The 16,303-nt window shown below is 58.3% G+C and carries 21 protein-coding genes; 7 read left to right on the forward strand and 14 right to left on the reverse strand.

The window, feature by feature from the left end; all coding sequences use genetic code 11:
• Window positions 1-55: 55 nt before the first annotated feature.
• Window positions 56-2,692, forward strand: a complete 2,637-nt coding sequence (mutS, locus tag MWU38_RS05635; RefSeq protein ID WP_247270836.1) for a DNA mismatch repair protein MutS — start codon at window positions 56-58, stop codon at window positions 2,690-2,692.
• A 60-nt stretch (window positions 2,693-2,752) separates the two neighbouring features.
• On the forward strand, window positions 2,753-3,226 hold the full coding sequence (locus tag MWU38_RS05640) for a hypothetical protein (protein WP_247270837.1): 474 nt from the start codon (window positions 2,753-2,755) through the stop codon (window positions 3,224-3,226).
• 6 nt (window positions 3,227-3,232) lie between these two features.
• Here the strand turns inward: MWU38_RS05640 and MWU38_RS05645 are convergent, their stop codons facing one another.
• The 4 genes from MWU38_RS05645 to gluQRS form a co-directional block, all read right to left on the reverse strand.
• Window positions 3,233-4,102: a 3-hydroxyacyl-CoA dehydrogenase NAD-binding domain-containing protein gene (locus MWU38_RS05645; protein WP_247270838.1), complete on the reverse strand. Its 870-nt coding sequence runs from the start codon at window positions 4,100-4,102 to the stop codon at window positions 3,233-3,235.
• Window positions 4,103-4,175: 73 nt separating this feature from the next.
• Window positions 4,176-4,751 carry a cob(I)yrinic acid a,c-diamide adenosyltransferase gene (locus MWU38_RS05650; RefSeq protein ID WP_247270839.1) on the reverse strand — a complete coding sequence of 192 codons (576 nt, stop codon included), beginning with the start codon at window positions 4,749-4,751 and terminating at the stop codon, window positions 4,176-4,178.
• Between the two features lie 13 nt (window positions 4,752-4,764).
• A complete protein-coding gene (locus MWU38_RS05655; RefSeq protein ID WP_247270840.1) occupies window positions 4,765-5,007 on the reverse strand; it encodes an HIG1 domain-containing protein in 243 nt (80 codons plus the stop codon).
• A gap of 24 nt (window positions 5,008-5,031) precedes the next feature.
• On the reverse strand, window positions 5,032-5,874 hold the full coding sequence (gluQRS, locus tag MWU38_RS05660) for a tRNA glutamyl-Q(34) synthetase GluQRS (RefSeq protein ID WP_247270841.1): 843 nt from the start codon (window positions 5,872-5,874) through the stop codon (window positions 5,032-5,034).
• A 135-nt stretch (window positions 5,875-6,009) separates the two neighbouring features.
• Here gluQRS and MWU38_RS05665 point away from each other — a divergent pair, with 135 nt between their 5' ends.
• Window positions 6,010-6,618: an HNH endonuclease gene (locus tag MWU38_RS05665; RefSeq protein ID WP_247270842.1), complete on the forward strand. Its 609-nt coding sequence runs from the start codon at window positions 6,010-6,012 to the stop codon at window positions 6,616-6,618.
• Window positions 6,619-6,717: 99 nt separating this feature from the next.
• Here MWU38_RS05665 and MWU38_RS05670 read toward each other — a convergent pair whose 3' ends face one another.
• From MWU38_RS05670 to dksA, 4 genes are all read right to left on the reverse strand, one after another.
• Window positions 6,718-7,107, reverse strand: a complete 390-nt coding sequence (locus tag MWU38_RS05670) for a DUF4112 domain-containing protein (protein WP_247271250.1) — start codon at window positions 7,105-7,107, stop codon at window positions 6,718-6,720.
• 114 nt (window positions 7,108-7,221) lie between these two features.
• Complete coding sequence (locus MWU38_RS05675; RefSeq protein ID WP_247270843.1) at window positions 7,222-8,607, reverse strand: ABC transporter substrate-binding protein; 1,386 nt, start codon at window positions 8,605-8,607, stop codon at window positions 7,222-7,224.
• 129 nt (window positions 8,608-8,736) lie between these two features.
• Entirely contained in the window at window positions 8,737-9,144 is a 408-nt protein-coding gene (locus tag MWU38_RS05680) for a PilZ domain-containing protein (RefSeq protein ID WP_247270844.1), read from the reverse strand.
• Window positions 9,145-9,313: 169 nt separating this feature from the next.
• A complete protein-coding gene (gene dksA, locus MWU38_RS05685) occupies window positions 9,314-9,772 on the reverse strand; it encodes an RNA polymerase-binding protein DksA (protein ID WP_247270845.1) in 459 nt (152 codons plus the stop codon).
• 311 nt (window positions 9,773-10,083) lie between these two features.
• Between dksA and MWU38_RS05690 the strand changes: the two genes are divergently transcribed.
• Complete coding sequence (locus MWU38_RS05690; RefSeq protein WP_247270846.1) at window positions 10,084-10,410, forward strand: hypothetical protein; 327 nt, start codon at window positions 10,084-10,086, stop codon at window positions 10,408-10,410.
• Window positions 10,411-10,421: 11 nt separating this feature from the next.
• Here the strand turns inward: MWU38_RS05690 and MWU38_RS05695 are convergent, their stop codons facing one another.
• The 5 genes from MWU38_RS05695 to MWU38_RS05715 are packed head-to-tail and all read right to left on the reverse strand — an operon-like array spanning window position 10,422 to window position 13,609.
• Window positions 10,422-11,561: a GNAT family N-acetyltransferase gene (locus MWU38_RS05695; protein ID WP_247270847.1), complete on the reverse strand. Its 1,140-nt coding sequence runs from the start codon at window positions 11,559-11,561 to the stop codon at window positions 10,422-10,424.
• A complete protein-coding gene (locus MWU38_RS05700; RefSeq protein WP_281494538.1) occupies window positions 11,558-12,280 on the reverse strand; it encodes a glycerophosphodiester phosphodiesterase family protein in 723 nt (240 codons plus the stop codon). Before MWU38_RS05700 ends, MWU38_RS05695 begins: the two co-directional genes overlap by 4 nt.
• Window positions 12,281-12,297: 17 nt before the next feature.
• Complete coding sequence (locus tag MWU38_RS05705; RefSeq protein WP_247270849.1) at window positions 12,298-12,753, reverse strand: RidA family protein; 456 nt, start codon at window positions 12,751-12,753, stop codon at window positions 12,298-12,300.
• Complete coding sequence (locus MWU38_RS05710) at window positions 12,750-13,379, reverse strand: HAD family hydrolase (RefSeq protein WP_247270850.1); 630 nt, start codon at window positions 13,377-13,379, stop codon at window positions 12,750-12,752. The genes MWU38_RS05705 and MWU38_RS05710 overlap by 4 nt, the downstream gene beginning before the upstream one ends.
• Complete coding sequence (locus MWU38_RS05715; RefSeq protein ID WP_247270851.1) at window positions 13,379-13,609, reverse strand: DUF3572 family protein; 231 nt, start codon at window positions 13,607-13,609, stop codon at window positions 13,379-13,381. Before MWU38_RS05715 ends, MWU38_RS05710 begins: the two co-directional genes overlap by 1 nt.
• Window positions 13,610-13,733: 124 nt before the next feature.
• Here MWU38_RS05715 and MWU38_RS05720 point away from each other — a divergent pair, with 124 nt between their 5' ends.
• Entirely contained in the window at window positions 13,734-14,102 is a 369-nt protein-coding gene (locus tag MWU38_RS05720) for a response regulator (protein ID WP_247270852.1), read from the forward strand.
• Here the strand turns inward: MWU38_RS05720 and MWU38_RS05725 are convergent.
• Window positions 14,099-14,671: a Pycsar system effector family protein gene (locus MWU38_RS05725; RefSeq protein ID WP_247270853.1), complete on the reverse strand. Its 573-nt coding sequence runs from the start codon at window positions 14,669-14,671 to the stop codon at window positions 14,099-14,101. The two genes, MWU38_RS05720 and MWU38_RS05725, sit on opposite strands and share 4 nt — an antisense overlap.
• 139 nt (window positions 14,672-14,810) lie before the next feature.
• On the opposite strand from MWU38_RS05725, the gene MWU38_RS05730 reads away from it, so the two are divergent.
• Complete coding sequence (locus MWU38_RS05730; RefSeq protein ID WP_247270854.1) at window positions 14,811-15,053, forward strand: acyl carrier protein; 243 nt, start codon at window positions 14,811-14,813, stop codon at window positions 15,051-15,053.
• A 12-nt stretch (window positions 15,054-15,065) separates the two neighbouring features.
• Window positions 15,066-16,298 carry an aminotransferase class I/II-fold pyridoxal phosphate-dependent enzyme gene (locus MWU38_RS05735; protein WP_247270855.1) on the forward strand — a complete coding sequence of 411 codons (1,233 nt, stop codon included), beginning with the start codon at window positions 15,066-15,068 and terminating at the stop codon, window positions 16,296-16,298.
• Window positions 16,299-16,303 lie beyond the last annotated feature (5 nt).

A 16,303-nucleotide genomic window follows, 5' to 3' on the forward strand; every position in this document is an offset into this window, starting at 1 on the left:
TAAGTGCGCCGCCCGCCCTTTCCGAATCGCGCGCGCGCTGGTTAGGCCTTGTCCAATGGCCGCCTCAAGCAAGTCCTCTGGCAAACCCACTCCGATGATGGAGCAATATCTCGCGCTCAAGCGCGAGGCCGAAGGCTCGCTTCTGTTCTATCGCATGGGCGATTTTTTCGAGCTGTTTTTCGACGATGCGAAAATCGCCGCCGATATTCTCGACATTGCGCTCACATCGCGCGGTGAACACGGCGGGGAGCCTGTCGCGATGTGCGGTGTGCCGGTGCACTCGGCAGAAGGATACCTCGCAAGGTTGATCAAGGCCGGGCAGCGGGTGGCGATTGCCGAGCAGGTAGAGACGCCGGACGAAGCGAAAGCGCGAGCCAAACGCGAGGGCAAACCCTCATCCAAGGTGTTGGTCGCGCGCGATATTGTGCGGTTCGTGACTGCGGGCACGCTGACCGAAGAGGCGCTGCTTGAGCCGCGCCGGGCGAACCTGCTGGTAGCAGTGTGCGAGGTGCGGGGCACGCTTGGCTTTGCCTCTTGCGATATCTCTACCGGTTCTATGGTGCTCGAAGAATGCGAGCCGTCCTTGCTTGGCGCCACGCTAGCCCGCCTCGGTCCGAGCGAAGTGGTGATGCCCGAAGATTTCGAGCATTCGCTGGAAGACGCTGCGACACAGGCGCGCAGCCTTTTCGCAAGCGACGAGGGAGCCGAGCGGTTGAAAGCGCTACACGGCGTGTCCACGCTTGATGGCTTTGGCGAGTTCACACGGCCCATGCTCGCAGCAGCAGGCGGGCTTATCGCTTATCTTACCCACGTTGGGCGGGGCGAACTGCCGTTTCTCTTGCCCCCGTCTTCGCGGGCAGGCGCGCTGGGTATGGCGATGGATGAGGCAACCCGCACCAGCCTCGAAATTCTCGAAACGTCCGGTGGCGGGCGCGCAGGGAGCCTCGTGGCAACCCTTGATCGCTGTTCAAGTGGGGCCGGGTCGCGTCTTTTGGCGCAGGATTTGTCCGCGCCGCTCCTCGATCAACTGGCCATCGAAGACCGCTTGGCTCTGGTGCAATTCTGGCTGGGTCGGCCGATTGAACGCGCCAACTTGCGCGATTGCCTGCGCGCGCTTCCTGACTTTGGACGGGCGCTAGGGCGTATTGTCGCTGGTCGCGGCTCCCCGCGCGATCTTGGGCAGGTGCGCGATGGGCTAGGCGAAGCCGCGAGGCTTCATGACTGGCTATCGAGCGAAGCGGACCGGCCTGCCCTACTCGATCTTTTGCTCCCCGAACTTACCGGCCACGGGGCCCTGATCGACCAGCTTTCTCGCGCGCTCGTTGCATCGCCTCCGACCGAACGCTCGAACGGCGGATTTATCGCCGAAGGCTATGATGCCAGTCTTGACGAATTGCGCCAAATGTCGGGCAATGCGCGGCGCGCGATTGCGGCGATGGAGGCACGCTACCGCGAGGAAACCGGTATTTCATCGCTCAAGATCAAGCACAACGGCGTGCTTGGTTATTTCATCGAAGTGCCCAGCCGTCATGCAGATACCCTGATGGCACCCGACAGCGGTTTCACCCATCGCCAGACGATGAAGGGCGCGGTGCGGTTCAATTCCCTGACCCTTCACGAAGAGGCCTCGCGTGTGTCCGAAGCAGGCGGGCGGGCGCTGGCCTTGGAAGAGGCACATTTCGGAGAGCTGACCGGGGTGGTGGCACAGGCTCGTGAGGCGATTGCCGCGACCGCTGCGGCGCTTGCCCGCATTGATGTCTCTGCTGGGAATGCCGAACGCGCGAGCGAAGGGGATTGGGCGCGGCCCGAGATTTCCGAAAGCGGTGCTCTCAATATCGTCGGCGGGCGACACCCCGTCGTCGAAGCCGCGCTTGCCAAGGCGGGTGAACGCTTCGTCGCCAACGATTGCAAACTGTCTGGCGATGATCGCCTCTGGCTCATCGGCGGACCGAACATGGGCGGTAAATCGACTTTCCTACGCCAAAATGCTCTTATCGCCCTGATGGCGCAGGCCGGGTGCTTTGTTCCCGCAACCTCGGCCCATATCGGCCTTGTCGACCGCCTTTTCAGCCGGGTGGGAGCATCGGACAATCTCGCCCGTGGCCGCTCGACGTTCATGGTGGAGATGGTCGAAACCGCTGCCATCCTTTCCCAGGCCACATCGCAAAGCCTCGTCATCCTTGACGAAGTAGGCCGCGGCACATCAACCTACGACGGGCTCGCGCTGGCTTGGGCCGTGGTCGAGGCGGTGCATTCCAGGATCGAGTGCCGCTGCCTCTTCGCAACGCACTATCACGAGCTTTCCCGCCTTGCTGAAACCTGCGAGCAACTCTCGCTTCATCACGTGCGCGCCCGCGAATGGAAGGGCGATCTGGTTCTCCTCCACGAGCTTGCCGAAGGCCCTGCGGACCGCTCTTACGGGCTTGCGGTGGCGAAGTTGGCGGGCGTTCCCCAAGGCGTGATCGCACGGGCCTCTCAAGTGCTCGAAAAGCTCGAAGCGGCGCGCAATGAAACTGGTGGCCTTGCCGCCGGGCTCGGCGAATTACCGCTCTTTGCCGCTGCGGCGGCGAGCGCGCCTGCTGAAACCAGCGAAGAGGCGCTTGCACGGCGTCTTAAAGAAGCGGATCTCGATGCGCTCTCTCCGCGCGAGGCGCTCGACCTTTTGTACGACCTCAAAAACGGACTGGACTGACGCTGCGTCAAGAGTTGTCCGAAACCAAACCTTAACCCTCGCGAGGGTATATCGCGCCTCATGTCTAATTCGCTTTTTGGAAACCCCAAGATCGCGCTCGGCTTCGCCGGGGGAGTTGTGGCTATCGCGCTTGTCGCGAGCCTTGCGCTCAACGAGTTCAAGCCGGGCGCGCAGCCTGCTCCTGAGCTGGCCGAAGCCGCAGAACCCGAAGCCGCTGCACCAGCCGCACCGCCTGCCGGCGCAGGTTTTGCAGATGGAGGCGGAAGCGGATGGGGCGATGCTGGCGGTGACGCAGGATGGGGCGCTGCCCCTGCTCCATCGGTCGCTGCCAAAAAACCGGGTTTTTCGGCTCACGATGCCGCAGACCCCTTCGCCGACCTTGGCGCGATGGACAATGCGCCCACCAGAAACGCTGGTGGACGTCGGCAGGACAGTTCAAACGGCCCGACCATCACGTCTAGCACGGCACCGGGCGCACCAGAGGTCGTGCCACCGGGCGGCGAAAGCCGGGGCAGCCTCAAGACCACTGGCTAACCGCACTCAACGTGTGGGAACAGGTGCCTCACCGGTGTAGTCGTAAAAGCCACGGCCGGTCTTGCGGCCCAGCCACCCTGCTTCGACATATTTGACCAGCAAAGGCGCGGGGCGATATTTGCTATCGCGTGTGGTCTTGTAGAGCACTTTGATAATATCGAGGCAGGTGTCGAGCCCGACAAAATCGGCCAGTTGCAATGGCCCCATCGGGTGGTTGAGGCCAAGGCGACAGCCCTTGTCGATATCTTCGATGCCAGCGGTCGATTGGCCAAGCACAAAGACCGCCTCGTTGATCATCGGCAGAAGGATGCGATTGACCACAAAGCCCGGTTCATCCTGGCTCAGCACCACTTCCTTGCCCAAGCCCTGCGCAAATTCGGTCACGCGGTCGGTGGTGTCTTTTGCCGTTGCGAGGCCGGGAATGACCTCGATAAGGCCCATGACTGGCACCGGATTGAAGAAGTGAAGCCCAATAAAGCGCGCAGGATCAGGCGAATGGTTCGCCATGCGTGTAATCGGAATAGAGCTGGTGTTGGAGGCGAATATCGCACCATCGGCCAACACTTTGCCCGCGGCTTCGAAGATGGCGTTCTTGATTTCTTCGCGTTCGGTCGCCGCCTCAATGATAAGATCGGCTTCAGCCATCGGTGCGTAATCTGCAACGGGCGTGATCCGGGACAGCAACGCTTCGGCGGCGTCCGCTTCCATCTTGCCGCGTCCGACCAATTTGGCGACAGCTTTGTCGACCTTGGCCTTGCCTCCTTCAGCGGTGGCAAGATCGATGTCTGAAAGCATCACCTGCATACCGTTTGCGGCAACAGTTTGAGCGATGCCGGTGCCCATTTGTCCGGCTCCGATTACGGCGATTTTTTGCATGGTAGCAGGTCCCTTCGCAAGTGCAGCAAAGGCTCCTAGCGAAGCTATTGCCAATTGACTAGCGGTTAGCGCGTCACCGGTTTTGGCCGGGAACCCATTTCACGTCCGAGGCGCCATTTTCGTTAAGGACGCGGCCCATCACGAATAGAAAGTCAGACAGGCGATTGATATAGGCGAGAGCTTGGCAATTGATCGCACTTTCATCGGCAAGCTCCGTCATCGCGCGCTCGGCGGCTCTCGTTGAAGCACGCGCCACATGCACACGCGCGGCGGCCTCGCTGCCGCCGGGAAGGACAAAGCTGTCGAGCGGTTCAAGATTAGCGTTCAGCGCATCAATCTGATGTTCGAGCCATTCAGGCTGGCTCTGGACAATACGCAGTTCCATTTCTTTTGGTGTAAAATCGCCGTCTTCAGACGGGGTCGCAATGTCAGCTCCAAGGTCGAACAGATCATTCTGTATGCGAGTGAGGAGGGCCTTATGGCTTTCGTCCGCGAGAGCGCAAACAACCAGACCAATCGCTGAATTGGCCTCATCAACACGGCCAATGGCCTCCATGCGCGCCGCGTGTTTGGGTAGGCGCGAGCCATCGACAAGGCCTGTCGTTCCGTCATCGCCGGTGCGAGTATATATCTTGTTGATTTTGACCATGTGCGCGGCTTCTCTAATCGCCGCTGGCGCCTGCAATCACGGCAATCAAAACGATGACGGCAATGGCCATGGCCTGATATTTGATCCGCGCAAACATCGCCTTGTTCTGCAGTTCCTGCATTTCGGGCACGGTTTCCGCTTCGCCCGATTCAAGGTCGATCTTGGTTGTTTTGAGGAAGGCTACGATCCCGCGCACGAGTGAGAACACCACAAGTGCACAAAGGATGACCAGGACGGCGGTTAGGAAATAGTTCATGGTCAATAAATGGCCCTTACGCCATCAAGTTCCAAGCACGAATTTTTGCATCCTTAGTTGCTCGGCAAGCACGCGACCATCTTCGCCCGCCTCGCGCCTCGCCGCGAGCGCCGGTGAACCACGCTGTTTGGAGAGTTTCTGCCCATCTTCATCAAGCACGAGCGCATGGTGATGATAGGCGGGTGTGGGCAAGTCCAATAGCGCCTGGAGCAAGCGATGAATGTGCGTTGCCTCGAACAGATCGCGCCCCCGCGTCACAATACTCACACCGTCAACGGCATCGTCCACAGTCGCCGCCAGATGGTAGCTTGCAGGCTCATCGCGGCGCCAGATCACGACATCGCCAAGCAGATGCGGATCGCAAGTCTGCTCTCCTGCGAATGCGTCATGCCACTCTAGCTGACCGGCGGTTTTGCCAGCCGCATCGAGATCGAGCCGCCATTGCACAGGCTCGTCCTCACGCATGTCCGCGCGCTTGCACGTGCCCGGATAGATCGGGCCCATTGGCCCCATCCTCGCGCCCGCGGCCTGGATATCGGCTCTGGTGCATCGGCACGGATACACGAGCCCTGCAGCTTTCAGTCGCTCAAAAGCCGCCTGATACGCCGAAAGCCGGGTGGATTGAGTTGGCACCTCTTCCCATTCGAGGCCCAGCCAATCGAGATCGCGGCGATATTCATCGGCCAATTCACCGCGTGACCGCGCACCGTCAATATCCTCTATTCGCAGCAAGAAACGTCCGCCAGCATTGGTCGCCAGATCATGCCCAACGATCGCAGAATAGGCATGACCAAGATGCAACGGCCCGTTGGGGCTGGGCGCGAAGCGCGTAACAACCGGCAGGTTTGAAGCGACGGGAGCGTTCATGCCGTACCTTTGCCACACGACTTTATCTCAGGCCATCCGCAGCTTGTTCCTGTGGATACCCCTGATGTAACATATTTGACTCTGACCCCGGCTAGGTCATGTTTGGTGTCAATCAGTAGAGGAACAGGTGAACCCATGTTCAAAGCCGAACTGATCGAAACAGCGGCGCGGTATCGAAGCGCTGAAGAAGACGCGGGCAGCCACCTCTCAGCGTGCCCTGCGCTCGTTCTCAATGCCGATTACACACCGCTGTCCTACTATCCATTGAGCCTTTGGCCGTGGCAGACCGCGATCAAGGCGGTGTTCCTCGACCGGGTGGACATTGTCGCAAGCTACGATCGCGAAGTTCACTCGCCCAGCCTCGATATGAAAATCCCCAGCGTCATCGCATTGAGGCAATATGTAAAGCAGAGCGAGTTTCCCGCTTTCACCCGCTTTAACGTCTTTCTGCGCGACAAGTTCGAGTGCCAGTACTGCGGGTCGAAGGATAACCTCACCTTCGATCACGTGATCCCGCGCCGGTTGGGCGGAAAGACCACGTGGGAGAACATCATCACCGCGTGTGGTTCGTGCAACATGCAAAAGGGCGGGCGCACCCCGAAACAGGCCGCCATGCCCGTTCAAGAGCGCCCGATCCGTCCGACCAGCTGGCAATTGCAACAGCAGGGCAAGATGTTTCCGCCAAACTATTTGCACGAAACCTGGCGCGACTGGCTCTATTGGGACATCGAGCTCGAAGCGTAGGCCCACGCCCACGCCGACGCGCCGCCCTGTAGCTATAACTTGAAGCGATTCAGGATCGGTGTTGATCGCAAACTTGGCCAGAGCGAAGCTGACCGTCGATCAACCTTCCAGGATACGGGTCTCGGGATGATTTTTGTCGAGGTGCTTTTTCAGGATGCGCAGGTTCTTGGTGTTTGAGCGATAGAAGAAGTCTGCCGCATCCCCGACGAGCGGCACGAGGCCCAGAAGAGCGTCGACCGCGACATTGGCACCCATACGGGTCAACTGGAACTTGGAAAGGCCCAGATTGCGAGCTTCCCATGCGATATAAGCGCCAAGCGCGGTGGTGATGATGTCGCCTACTACCGGGACGAGGCCGATGATCGCATCGAGCCCCACAGGCACGTTGACGCCGGGAATGCGGAATGAGCGTTCGAGCAGCACCTCCATCGCCTCCACCCGGGCGCGGACCGATTGCGGATCGCTGCCGGTAGGGAGCGAAAAGCCCATCGTTTCGGCACGAAAGTTTGCGCCTTGCCGGCTCCCATCGCTCTGCTCGGGTTGAACAGGCGTCAAGATTGAAGAACGATCAACGGGGGTTTTCATTTTGCACTCCTTCCCCCTCTAATTGGGGCTTACCGCGAGCGCGGACAAGGGGTGAAGGCCCCAGGGGTTGGGCTGATACCCTTCGACTGAACCGCGCACGAGAGACCAGCGCACCGGCGCTCCCAAGGGGATAAAGACCTCGGCATCGGTCAGGATGGAGTGCGCCTCGATCAAAAGGAGCTCTTTGGATTCGGGGTCTTTCAGTGCCAGGGAATCGCGCACCAATGCGTCCGCCTCTTCCGAGCAAAGTCCCAGTGCGATGGTGCAATTCAACTGGTTCAAAAACCACCGCGGTGAGGAATATCGTGCCAGCCGGTCGCGTAATTCAAGGTCACCACCTTCGCCGATCCCGACACGCTGTGTTGTCACACCGATTTGGCGCCAGCTGGAGGAAAGCGCATCAAACATAAGGTCGCCCCCGGGCCCATCGGGTAGGCCAACACGGATGACCGCCTCACCGCCGCCCCACGCTGCAATTCGTTGGCGAGCGACCGCGCGGCGTTCTTCAAGGCTGAGCTCAGGCCAGCGATTGGCAGCGAGCGTGCCGCTGGAGAACCATTCGGGCGGCACGATCCACGTGGACGAGACCCAGCCGCCAAGCCCGAACGGTTGGATGAGCGCCTCGCGGTCAATCGCCATGGATAAGGCTTCGCGCCGCCGAGTATCAGCGAGCACGCCGCTATCACTGCGCACAATCAGTCCAAACAGCCCAATAGCGGGATCGACCTGCACCGCGCCTCTGGAGAGGGGGCCAAGTTCGATCATCGGAAAATCGGTGATGGATCCGTTCAGAACAAGATCCACCGACCCGTTCGCAAACGCATCAATCGCTTCCGAAGCGGGCAGGCTTCGCACGGCGAGAGGGCGGGTCAAGTCTTCCCAATCCTCGCGAGCCGGAAGCCCCCGGCTCTCTGGCGGAAGCATCGCCAATCCGACAATCGACGAGGTATCGTCGCGCTCGACCACCATGGGTCCGGCACCGCTTCTACCAGAAGCGAAGCCAAGCTCGGGCTGCGCGAGAAGGCGCAAGAATTGTGGCATCGGCCCGGACAACCTGACTTCGATCACCCGGCCCGTCATCGCGCGCACCTCGACGACCTTTGCCAGATCGAGGCCAAGCGAGGTGCCCTCCAGTTCGCGCAAGCGGGTTTGCAGCATCCTTCGAACGTCGCTGGCGGTGATCGCCTCGCCATTGGTCCAATTGGAGTTGCGCAGACGGAAAATGTAGCTGAGGCCATCGTCGGTCACGATCCAGCGCTCGGCGATTGCAGGCACGACCTGACCCGAGGAATCGAGCGCAACCAGACCCTCGTTGGAGGCCGCTTGCAGATGCTGATCGCCTGGAGAGAGCCAGATGCCAGAAACATCCAACGCCTCGCGATCGCCGATGACAGCGATGTTCACCGGCCCTTGATCGCCCGCGGGCCCGCAAGCGACGGTGAGAAATGCGATGGTAGAGGCTAAAAGGGCGCGTATCACCGCTCCTGCCTAGCAAGGATTGCGCTTTGGAAAAACGCCCAGTTCGACGCGGACTTAAATTTTGCGCAACTTGCCCGAATTTGCCGGAGGCGGCGGAGGTCGGTGTGCGTGGGAAACATGACCGGAAAATTGTGTGTGTTGTTCGCTGCTGCCAGACGGTGCACGCGCTGCGTTCGAGTTGATTTCTTCATCGAAAGCAACGCCAAAGCGTTGATCTTGAACCCAGGCAACTGTGCCCATTACGGTGCCGATGTTGCGGAGTTCAACTTCTACACGGTTGCCGCGGCTGATTTGCACCACGCCTTCGCCCATCATCCCGCCATCAGACAGGTTGCGGACGCGCACGCGGGCTTGCTCGCCTTTTTGTTCAACACGGACGTTTGCCAAGAGGAAAAGGCTGTCACGCGATACACTTCGTGTCTCGACACCGGTCATTGTCGCAAGATCTCCAATCGTCTTCAAAGCTTCGAATTGTCGAAGCCAATCACACCTGGCGCCTCCTCCCTTGACACACCAGGAACCGCGTTAGCGAGGACTGTTACAGTGGCGCGGTTAACCGGTCGTAAAATTCGCAACCATCGCGTCAGCGATCGAGGGTCACGTCCTAGAATGAAACAGTTATGAAGGTTAATCAGTCGTCGCGCGAAATCTTTTCGCGGCGCTCGTGGGCGGTCTGAGCCTCGACCGTCATTGTTGCCACCGGACGGGCGATGAGGCGTCTAAGGCCGATCGGGTCACCGGTCACTTCGCAATATCCGTATTCGCCCTCTTTGATACGGCGAAGGGCAGAATCGATTTTGGACACCAGCTTGCGTTGGCGATCACGGGTCCGCAATTCGATACCCCAATCGGTCTCGCTGGACGCGCGATCATTAAGGTCAGCTTCGCGGATAGGCCCATCGGCTAGCGACTGAAGCGTTTGGCCAGCCGCGCTATGGATTGAGCGTTTCCATTCGAGCAAAAGCATTTCAAAGTAAGCTTGTTGTCGCTCACTCATATATTCTTCATCGTCGCTAGGAACGTAATCTTCGCCAAGCATCTGCTTGGCTTTCTCGATGATTTCAATTTCTTCAGATGCCGCCGCTGACATGTGGTCCTCTAATCCCAAAACCCGTGTTGCAGACGGCCAGGCAATTCGCGCTTCCACTCGCAAAGCTGCCCGGCAAGCCCATTGCTAGGCGCGCGCTATAGGGAAGGCGTCATTGCGCCGCAAGCCAGATTCCCCCGCCACTGCGTAAGAAACACGAGCATTCGCCGAAACCTTGGTTTTGGCCTCACGCATTGCCTTACACCCGTTAACAAAAATCCCGCGGCGTTAACCAATTGTTGACCATGATCGTTGAGGTCTAGGCGCCATGGTTCAAACCGGGGGTTGGGACGTTAAAAACGGGGAATGACGAAATGGAATGGAAAGCACTTAACGAGATTGATGCCAACGCGGTAACGAGCGGAGAAATCGATCTGGCCATCGCTGGTTATCTTGCTGATGCGATGGCAGGCGATGTGGCGGCTTTATTCAATCTTGGTGTCGCCTATTCGACAGGCTCGAACGGCGTTGAATCTGACTTGGTAGAAGCACACAAGTGGTTCAATCTTGCTGCTTCCAGAGGGCACGAAGACGCGAGCTTTTGCCGTGCCGATGTCTCAGATGAGATGACGGCCCGCGAAATCGCCGAGGCACAGCGCCGCGCACGTCGCTGGTTGTCCGAAGAACGTCGCGCAGCCTGATTATTGCATGTTCACTCACCCTTCTTGAAGGGTGTCCGCCGGTCGAGAAAGACCTGATCCGCAGCAACACCTTGGCGTTCGCGTTCGAGAAAATCGGCAACCGCTTCGCGGAAGCCCGGATCAACCAGATAGTGTGCTGAAAATGTCTGCACCGGCTCATAACCCCGGGCAAGTTTGTGCCCGCCCTGTGCCCCCGCCTCCACTCGCGGCAGGCCCTGTTCAATGGCGATGTCTATCGCTTGATAATAACACAGCTCGAAGTGTAAAAACCGCACATCACGCGTGCAGCCCCAATAGCGGCCATAAATCGCGTCCTTGCCAACGAAATTGAGCGCGCCTGCGATCGCTTCATCGCCATCGAACGCAAGGATCAGGACGATGCTGTCCCCCATGCGCTCACCCAGCAAAGTAAAAGCCTCACGCGTCAAATAAGGCGTCCCCCACTTGCGCGCGCCGGTGTCCTGATAGAACACCCAAAACGCGTCCCAGTGCTCTTGCTTGATGTCATCACCCGACAGGCGTTCAATCCGAAGGCCCCGAACCGCTGTCTCGCGTTCTTTGCGCAGGTTCTTTCGTTTGCGCGATGCGAGATCGGCCAGAAAACCATCAAAGCTGTCGTAATCACGGTTGAGCCAGTGAAATTGAAGATCGCTTCGGATGAGCCAGTCTTCCTGCTCAAAGATCGGCACCTGCTCGGGCTCGACAAAGGTCGCGTGGGCGGATGAAAGGCCATTTTGCGAGCACACCACCTCAGCCCCCTTGAGAAGATGCGTGGCGAGCGCTGGGTCGGACAGAAGAAGGCGAGGACCGCTCGCGGGGGTGAAGGGTGCTGCGATCTGTAGCTTGGGGTAATAGTTGCGCCCTGCGCGGTGAAGCGCGTCAGCCCAAGCGTGATCGAAAACGTATTCACCCTGAGAATGTCCCTTGGCATAACTGGGCATCGCGGCGAGCAATTTGCCATCTGCGTCGGTGATCGTGATGGGAACCGGGTCCCATCCAGTGCCTTCACCGACACTGCCCGAATCTTCGAGCGAGGTAAGAAACTCGTGCGACATGAATGGGTTATCCGCACCGCCAAGCGCGTTCCAATCGGTTGCATTAAATTCACCAACACCGGGCGCCAGCCTAACTGTAAGTTCGCCTTCGCTCATGCCAGCCCCTCCGCTTCGCTAATCAAAGCATCAGCAAATTCGAGTGCTTCGGCCCGCGTTTCGGGCGAATTTACCGTCCACGTCAGAACCGGAAGGCCATTTTCGCGAAGCTTCGCAACCCAGGGATTGGAAAGCGCGAGAACGTGGTAGGCGAGAAAATCAGGAGCAGCCCTAGCGTACGCCCTCTCGCGCGCTTCTTGTGTTTGTGTGTGCCCGTGCTCGTCCTCGCGCATGACGAGGCCTGCTGCCACGGTTGGCTCATTGTCATGAAACCATGCAGAAACGCGCGGGTCAAAGCTCATCACGGCCAAGTCGCCCGAATATTGCCGAAGCGCATCGGCGACTGCTTTGCAGCTTTGTTCCACATCATACCCGGGCTTGGACTTTATCTCGATCAAAAGCGGCACCGCGCCGCTTACACATTGGAGAAAAGTCTCAAGCGAGGGGATCGGTTCCCCATTCGCCTTCAACGACAGTGCTTCGATCTGCGCCAACGAACATTCATCAGTGAGCGCGTCAGCGTCGGTCAACCGATCAAGCTGCCAATCATGAAAGACCACCGCGTGGCCGTCACCGGTGCGCTGGATATCGCATTCGATCCCCATGCCCGCCGCAATCGCAGCTTTCGCAGCGGCAAGGGAGTTTTCCGGCACTCCGGCTGAATGCAGGCCCCGATGCGCATATTCCCACCGGGTCAGCCATTCGGGCGCAGTCCGCAAGGTCGTCGGCTCGGAGATCAGGAACCAAGCGCGATGACTGCGTCCACTTCGACCGCCGCGCCCAATGGCAGTGACGGCGCGCTCACAGCGGCCCGTGCATGTCGGCCCGCATCGCCAAAGACTTCGAGCATCAGGTCGGAGGCGCCATTGGCAACCTTGGGCTGGTCGGTGAAGTCGCCGGTTGAGTTGACGAAGGCGCCGAGCTTTACAACGCGGCTCACATCCTCAAGCACGCCCGCCCCTTTCAACTGGGCCAAAATCATCAATCCGCAAGCGCGCGCGGCTTCCATCCCGCGATCAAGGTCAACGCTTTCGCCCAGCCGTCCGGTTACAAGGTTCCCGTCCACAAACGGCAATTGGCCGGAAACGTATGCAAATCCACCCTCGACGACGACGGGCACATAGCTCGCAACAGGAGCTGCCGCTTGAGGCAACTTAATTCCGAGTTCGTTCAAACGATTTTCAACGCTCATGCTGCGTCCTCTCTGAGTTGTTGTGAAAGCCACGGCAGAGCCTCATCCCATTGGTCAATCCGCGCGTGGGCATGGCCTGCTTTATGGGCGCAAGGAATTGACGATGAGATCATCGGCTCACCGCAGAAATGAAGGCGTGTGACGTGAGGCGTTATCTCTTTCACAGACGCATGATGCTGAGCCAAATCATCAATGAAGAGCGCTCTACTGGGTTGAAATTCTTCGATAATCTTCGCCATCGCCGGGCCCTTCGGCCCTTGATTTGTATAAACCTTTGCATGGAGCCCGTGCGCCGCCAATTGCTCGGCTCGCTTGTCGCGGTTGGCATCGACCAGATTGGTGAGCACGACCACATCGGCCTCTTCTGCCAAAGTGTTGAGGGCGTGAATTGACCCGTTGATCGGATTTTGGCTTTCCATCTCGGTTGCGAAAAACCCGCCTAACTTTTTCCAGATATCTTCCGGCGCAAGAAATTCACCCGTCTCGCGCCACCGGAGCGCTTTTGAGAAATCCCCACCGCTGAGATTGAAATCCACGCCTTCGCTCTCTTCGAGCCAAACCTTGAACGGGGCGACCATGTGCAAGATCACTTCGTCACAATCGCTGATAATCAGTGGGCGGCTCATCAGGACAGTATCCTTCGCATTTCTATCAATTCTTCCGGCGTCACCGCCAGCGCTTCGGCAGCGCGTATAAGGTCTGGTTCGTGATTTGCCAGAAATTCAAGCGCCGAGCCCAGAACCTGTCGGTCATCAAGTCCCGCTCGCAACGCGTCGGGATCAAGCCCGGTGAGCGACAAATACCGCTCGGCCCGGTCACCATCCTGCAGGATCCAGCCAAGCGCTGCGAGCGCCAAAGTCTTCGCTCTGACAAGTTGGTCAGGTGCACCGCCTTTATCGGACGGGTCAGTGGGATCAGGGATTGTGATGGGCTTCCCCTGCGATTAGGTGTTCTTAAATTGCAAACGGCGGGCGTACTAAATGACAAAGCGAATTATGGTTGTTGAGGATAACGACCTCAACCGGAAATTGTTCTGCGATGTTTTAAAAACGCAAGGTTTCGACGTCGAACCGGTGGCGGACGGCCATAAAGTTTTGGACAATGCGCGCGGCGCAGTGCCGGATCTCATCATCATGGATATCCAGCTTCCGGGTGTCTCCGGCGTCGATCTGATCGAAGCAGCAAAAAAGGATCCCGCGCTGTGTGATATCCCCGTGCTTGCAGTCACAGCCTTTGCCGCCAAAGGTGATGAGGAGCGGATCAGGGAAGCGGGAGCAGCGGGTTATCTGTCAAAGCCTGTGTCCATCATCCCTTTCATGAATGCAGTGAAAGAGCTTCTGCCATCCTAGAGGAGCAGATTTTCGTACGCGAAGACAAGCCAGGTGAGAAACACGCCCCATACAAATGTGCGATAGGCGTAATTGAGGTATTTGTATTTCTTGGCAGCCAGCACCTGACCGCCTTGGTGAATGTCGGTTAGCATGGTGCGAAAGAGGCCTTCGTCCGTTTCAAACTTGTCAAGAAGGTCCTCGATCCATTCATCGGCATCCAAAGCCACGTAATGACCAAAGAACAGATAGTTGAAATCTTTTTTGTTTTCAGGGGCATTGGGCACTGAGGGGATGACAGAGAGCACAGCGAACAGCGATGATACGAACGCGGTTGCAGCCAACGTCAGGACGGCCCATGTCGCACCGCCACCGAAAAGGTTTGTAATCGACATCGAGAATACGACAAAAGTCGCGCCGATCAGGATCGAAGCCTTGTTATCCGCCATGGACGATAGCGAAAGCGTCTGAACCTGAGCGGTCCTGACCAGATGGATCGCATGATTTGAAAATTTGCGAGGGAGTTCCTCGCGCCCAGCCGATGCACCGTCAGCCCCGTCTCGTGCCAGCTCTATCCCGCCTTGTGCCATATCTGTATTGCCCCCATATCACCCCATATCCAAAGTCTGCCATCAGGCTGAGAGCTTGACAAGTTCACCGCGCTCAAGCTTTGCCTTATGCAACCGCGCGCGCATGTGCGCCGTATCCTTGATAGAAAGCACCCGCCAAATGACCGAAGCTGAAGTCGACGAACGCATCCGCGCTCTCATTGAGCCCTTCAACAAGAAAGGCGTGACAATCGAAAATTCCACGACATTTGCCAATGACCTCGAATTTGACAGCCTTACGGTCATGGATTTCGTGGCGGAGATTGAAGATGAATTCGACATTATCATCAGCATGAACCAACAGGCCGAGATTGAGAATTACGGCCAATTGGTTGCAGCGGTGCACAAGCTGCAGGATAGCTGATAAGAGCCATTTATGACTGACGCCGCGACCACTACCGCAAGCCCCAAGGGCGACCTGTTCTCCAAGTTTGACGAGATGATCCAGCTGCGCGAGACGATCCTCGCGACTGGGGTGGAAGATCCGTATAATCTTGTGATGGAAAAGGTGCTCTCGCCTACCCGTGCCATTTGCAACGGGCGCGATACAATCCTGCTTGGCACCTATAACTATATGGGTATGACCTTCGATCCTGACGTTCTCGAAGCGGGCAAGGATGCGCTTGAGAACTTTGGCTCGGGCACCACCGGAAGCCGCGTCCTCAATGGCACTTATCAAGGGCACAAGGAGTGCGAAGAGGCGCTCAAAGAATTTTACGGGATGGACCATGCGATGGTCTTCTCAACCGGGTATCAGGCCAACCTCGGTATCATTTCGACCATCGCGGGCAAAGGCGATTATGTCATCCTCGACATCGATAGCCATGCCTCGATTTACGATGGCTGCGCGATGGGCAAGGCCGAGATTGTGCCTTTCCGCCACAACGATATCGAAGCGCTGGAAAAACGCCTGCGCCGTTTGCCGGAGGATGCCGGCAAGCTGGTCGTTCTCGAAGGCGTTTATTCGATGCTGGGCGATGTTGCCCCGCTTAAGGAAATGGTCGCGCTGTCCAAGAAATATGGCGCGATGGTGCTGGTCGACGAAGCGCACTCGATGGGCTTTATCGGAGAGAATGGCCGCGGGGTGTGCGAAGAACAGGGCGTGATCGACGATGTCGATTTCATCATCGGCACTTTCTCGAAAAGCGTCGGCACGGTTGGCGGTTTCTGCGTGTCCAACCACCCGAAATTCGACGTCATGCGCCTGGTGTGCCGACCCTACGTCTTCACAGCGTCCCTTCCGCCAAGCGTAGTCGCTACCGCTGCGACGTCGATCCGCAAGCTGATGCATGGCGCCAACAAGCGCGCACACCTTTGGGAAAATTCGCGAACGCTGCACAAGGGCCTGACCGATCTGGGCTTCAAGATTGGCACCGAGACGCCGCAGAGCGCGATCATCGCAGTCATCATGCCTGACTTGCCGCAAGGTGCGATGATGTGGGAGGCGCTCTTGAAAGAGGGTCTTTATGTCAACCTTGCCCGCCCACCGGCAACACCAGCCAATATGACGCTACTACGGTGTTCGCTTTGCGCTGAACACTCGAGCGAAGAGGTGCAAACCATCCTCGCCATGTTCGAGCGGGCCGGCAAAGCGGTAGGCATTATCTAAGCGCA

Source organism: Qipengyuania sp. S6317L1, from assembly GCF_023015615.1.
GTDB lineage: Bacteria > Pseudomonadota > Alphaproteobacteria > Sphingomonadales > Sphingomonadaceae > Erythrobacter.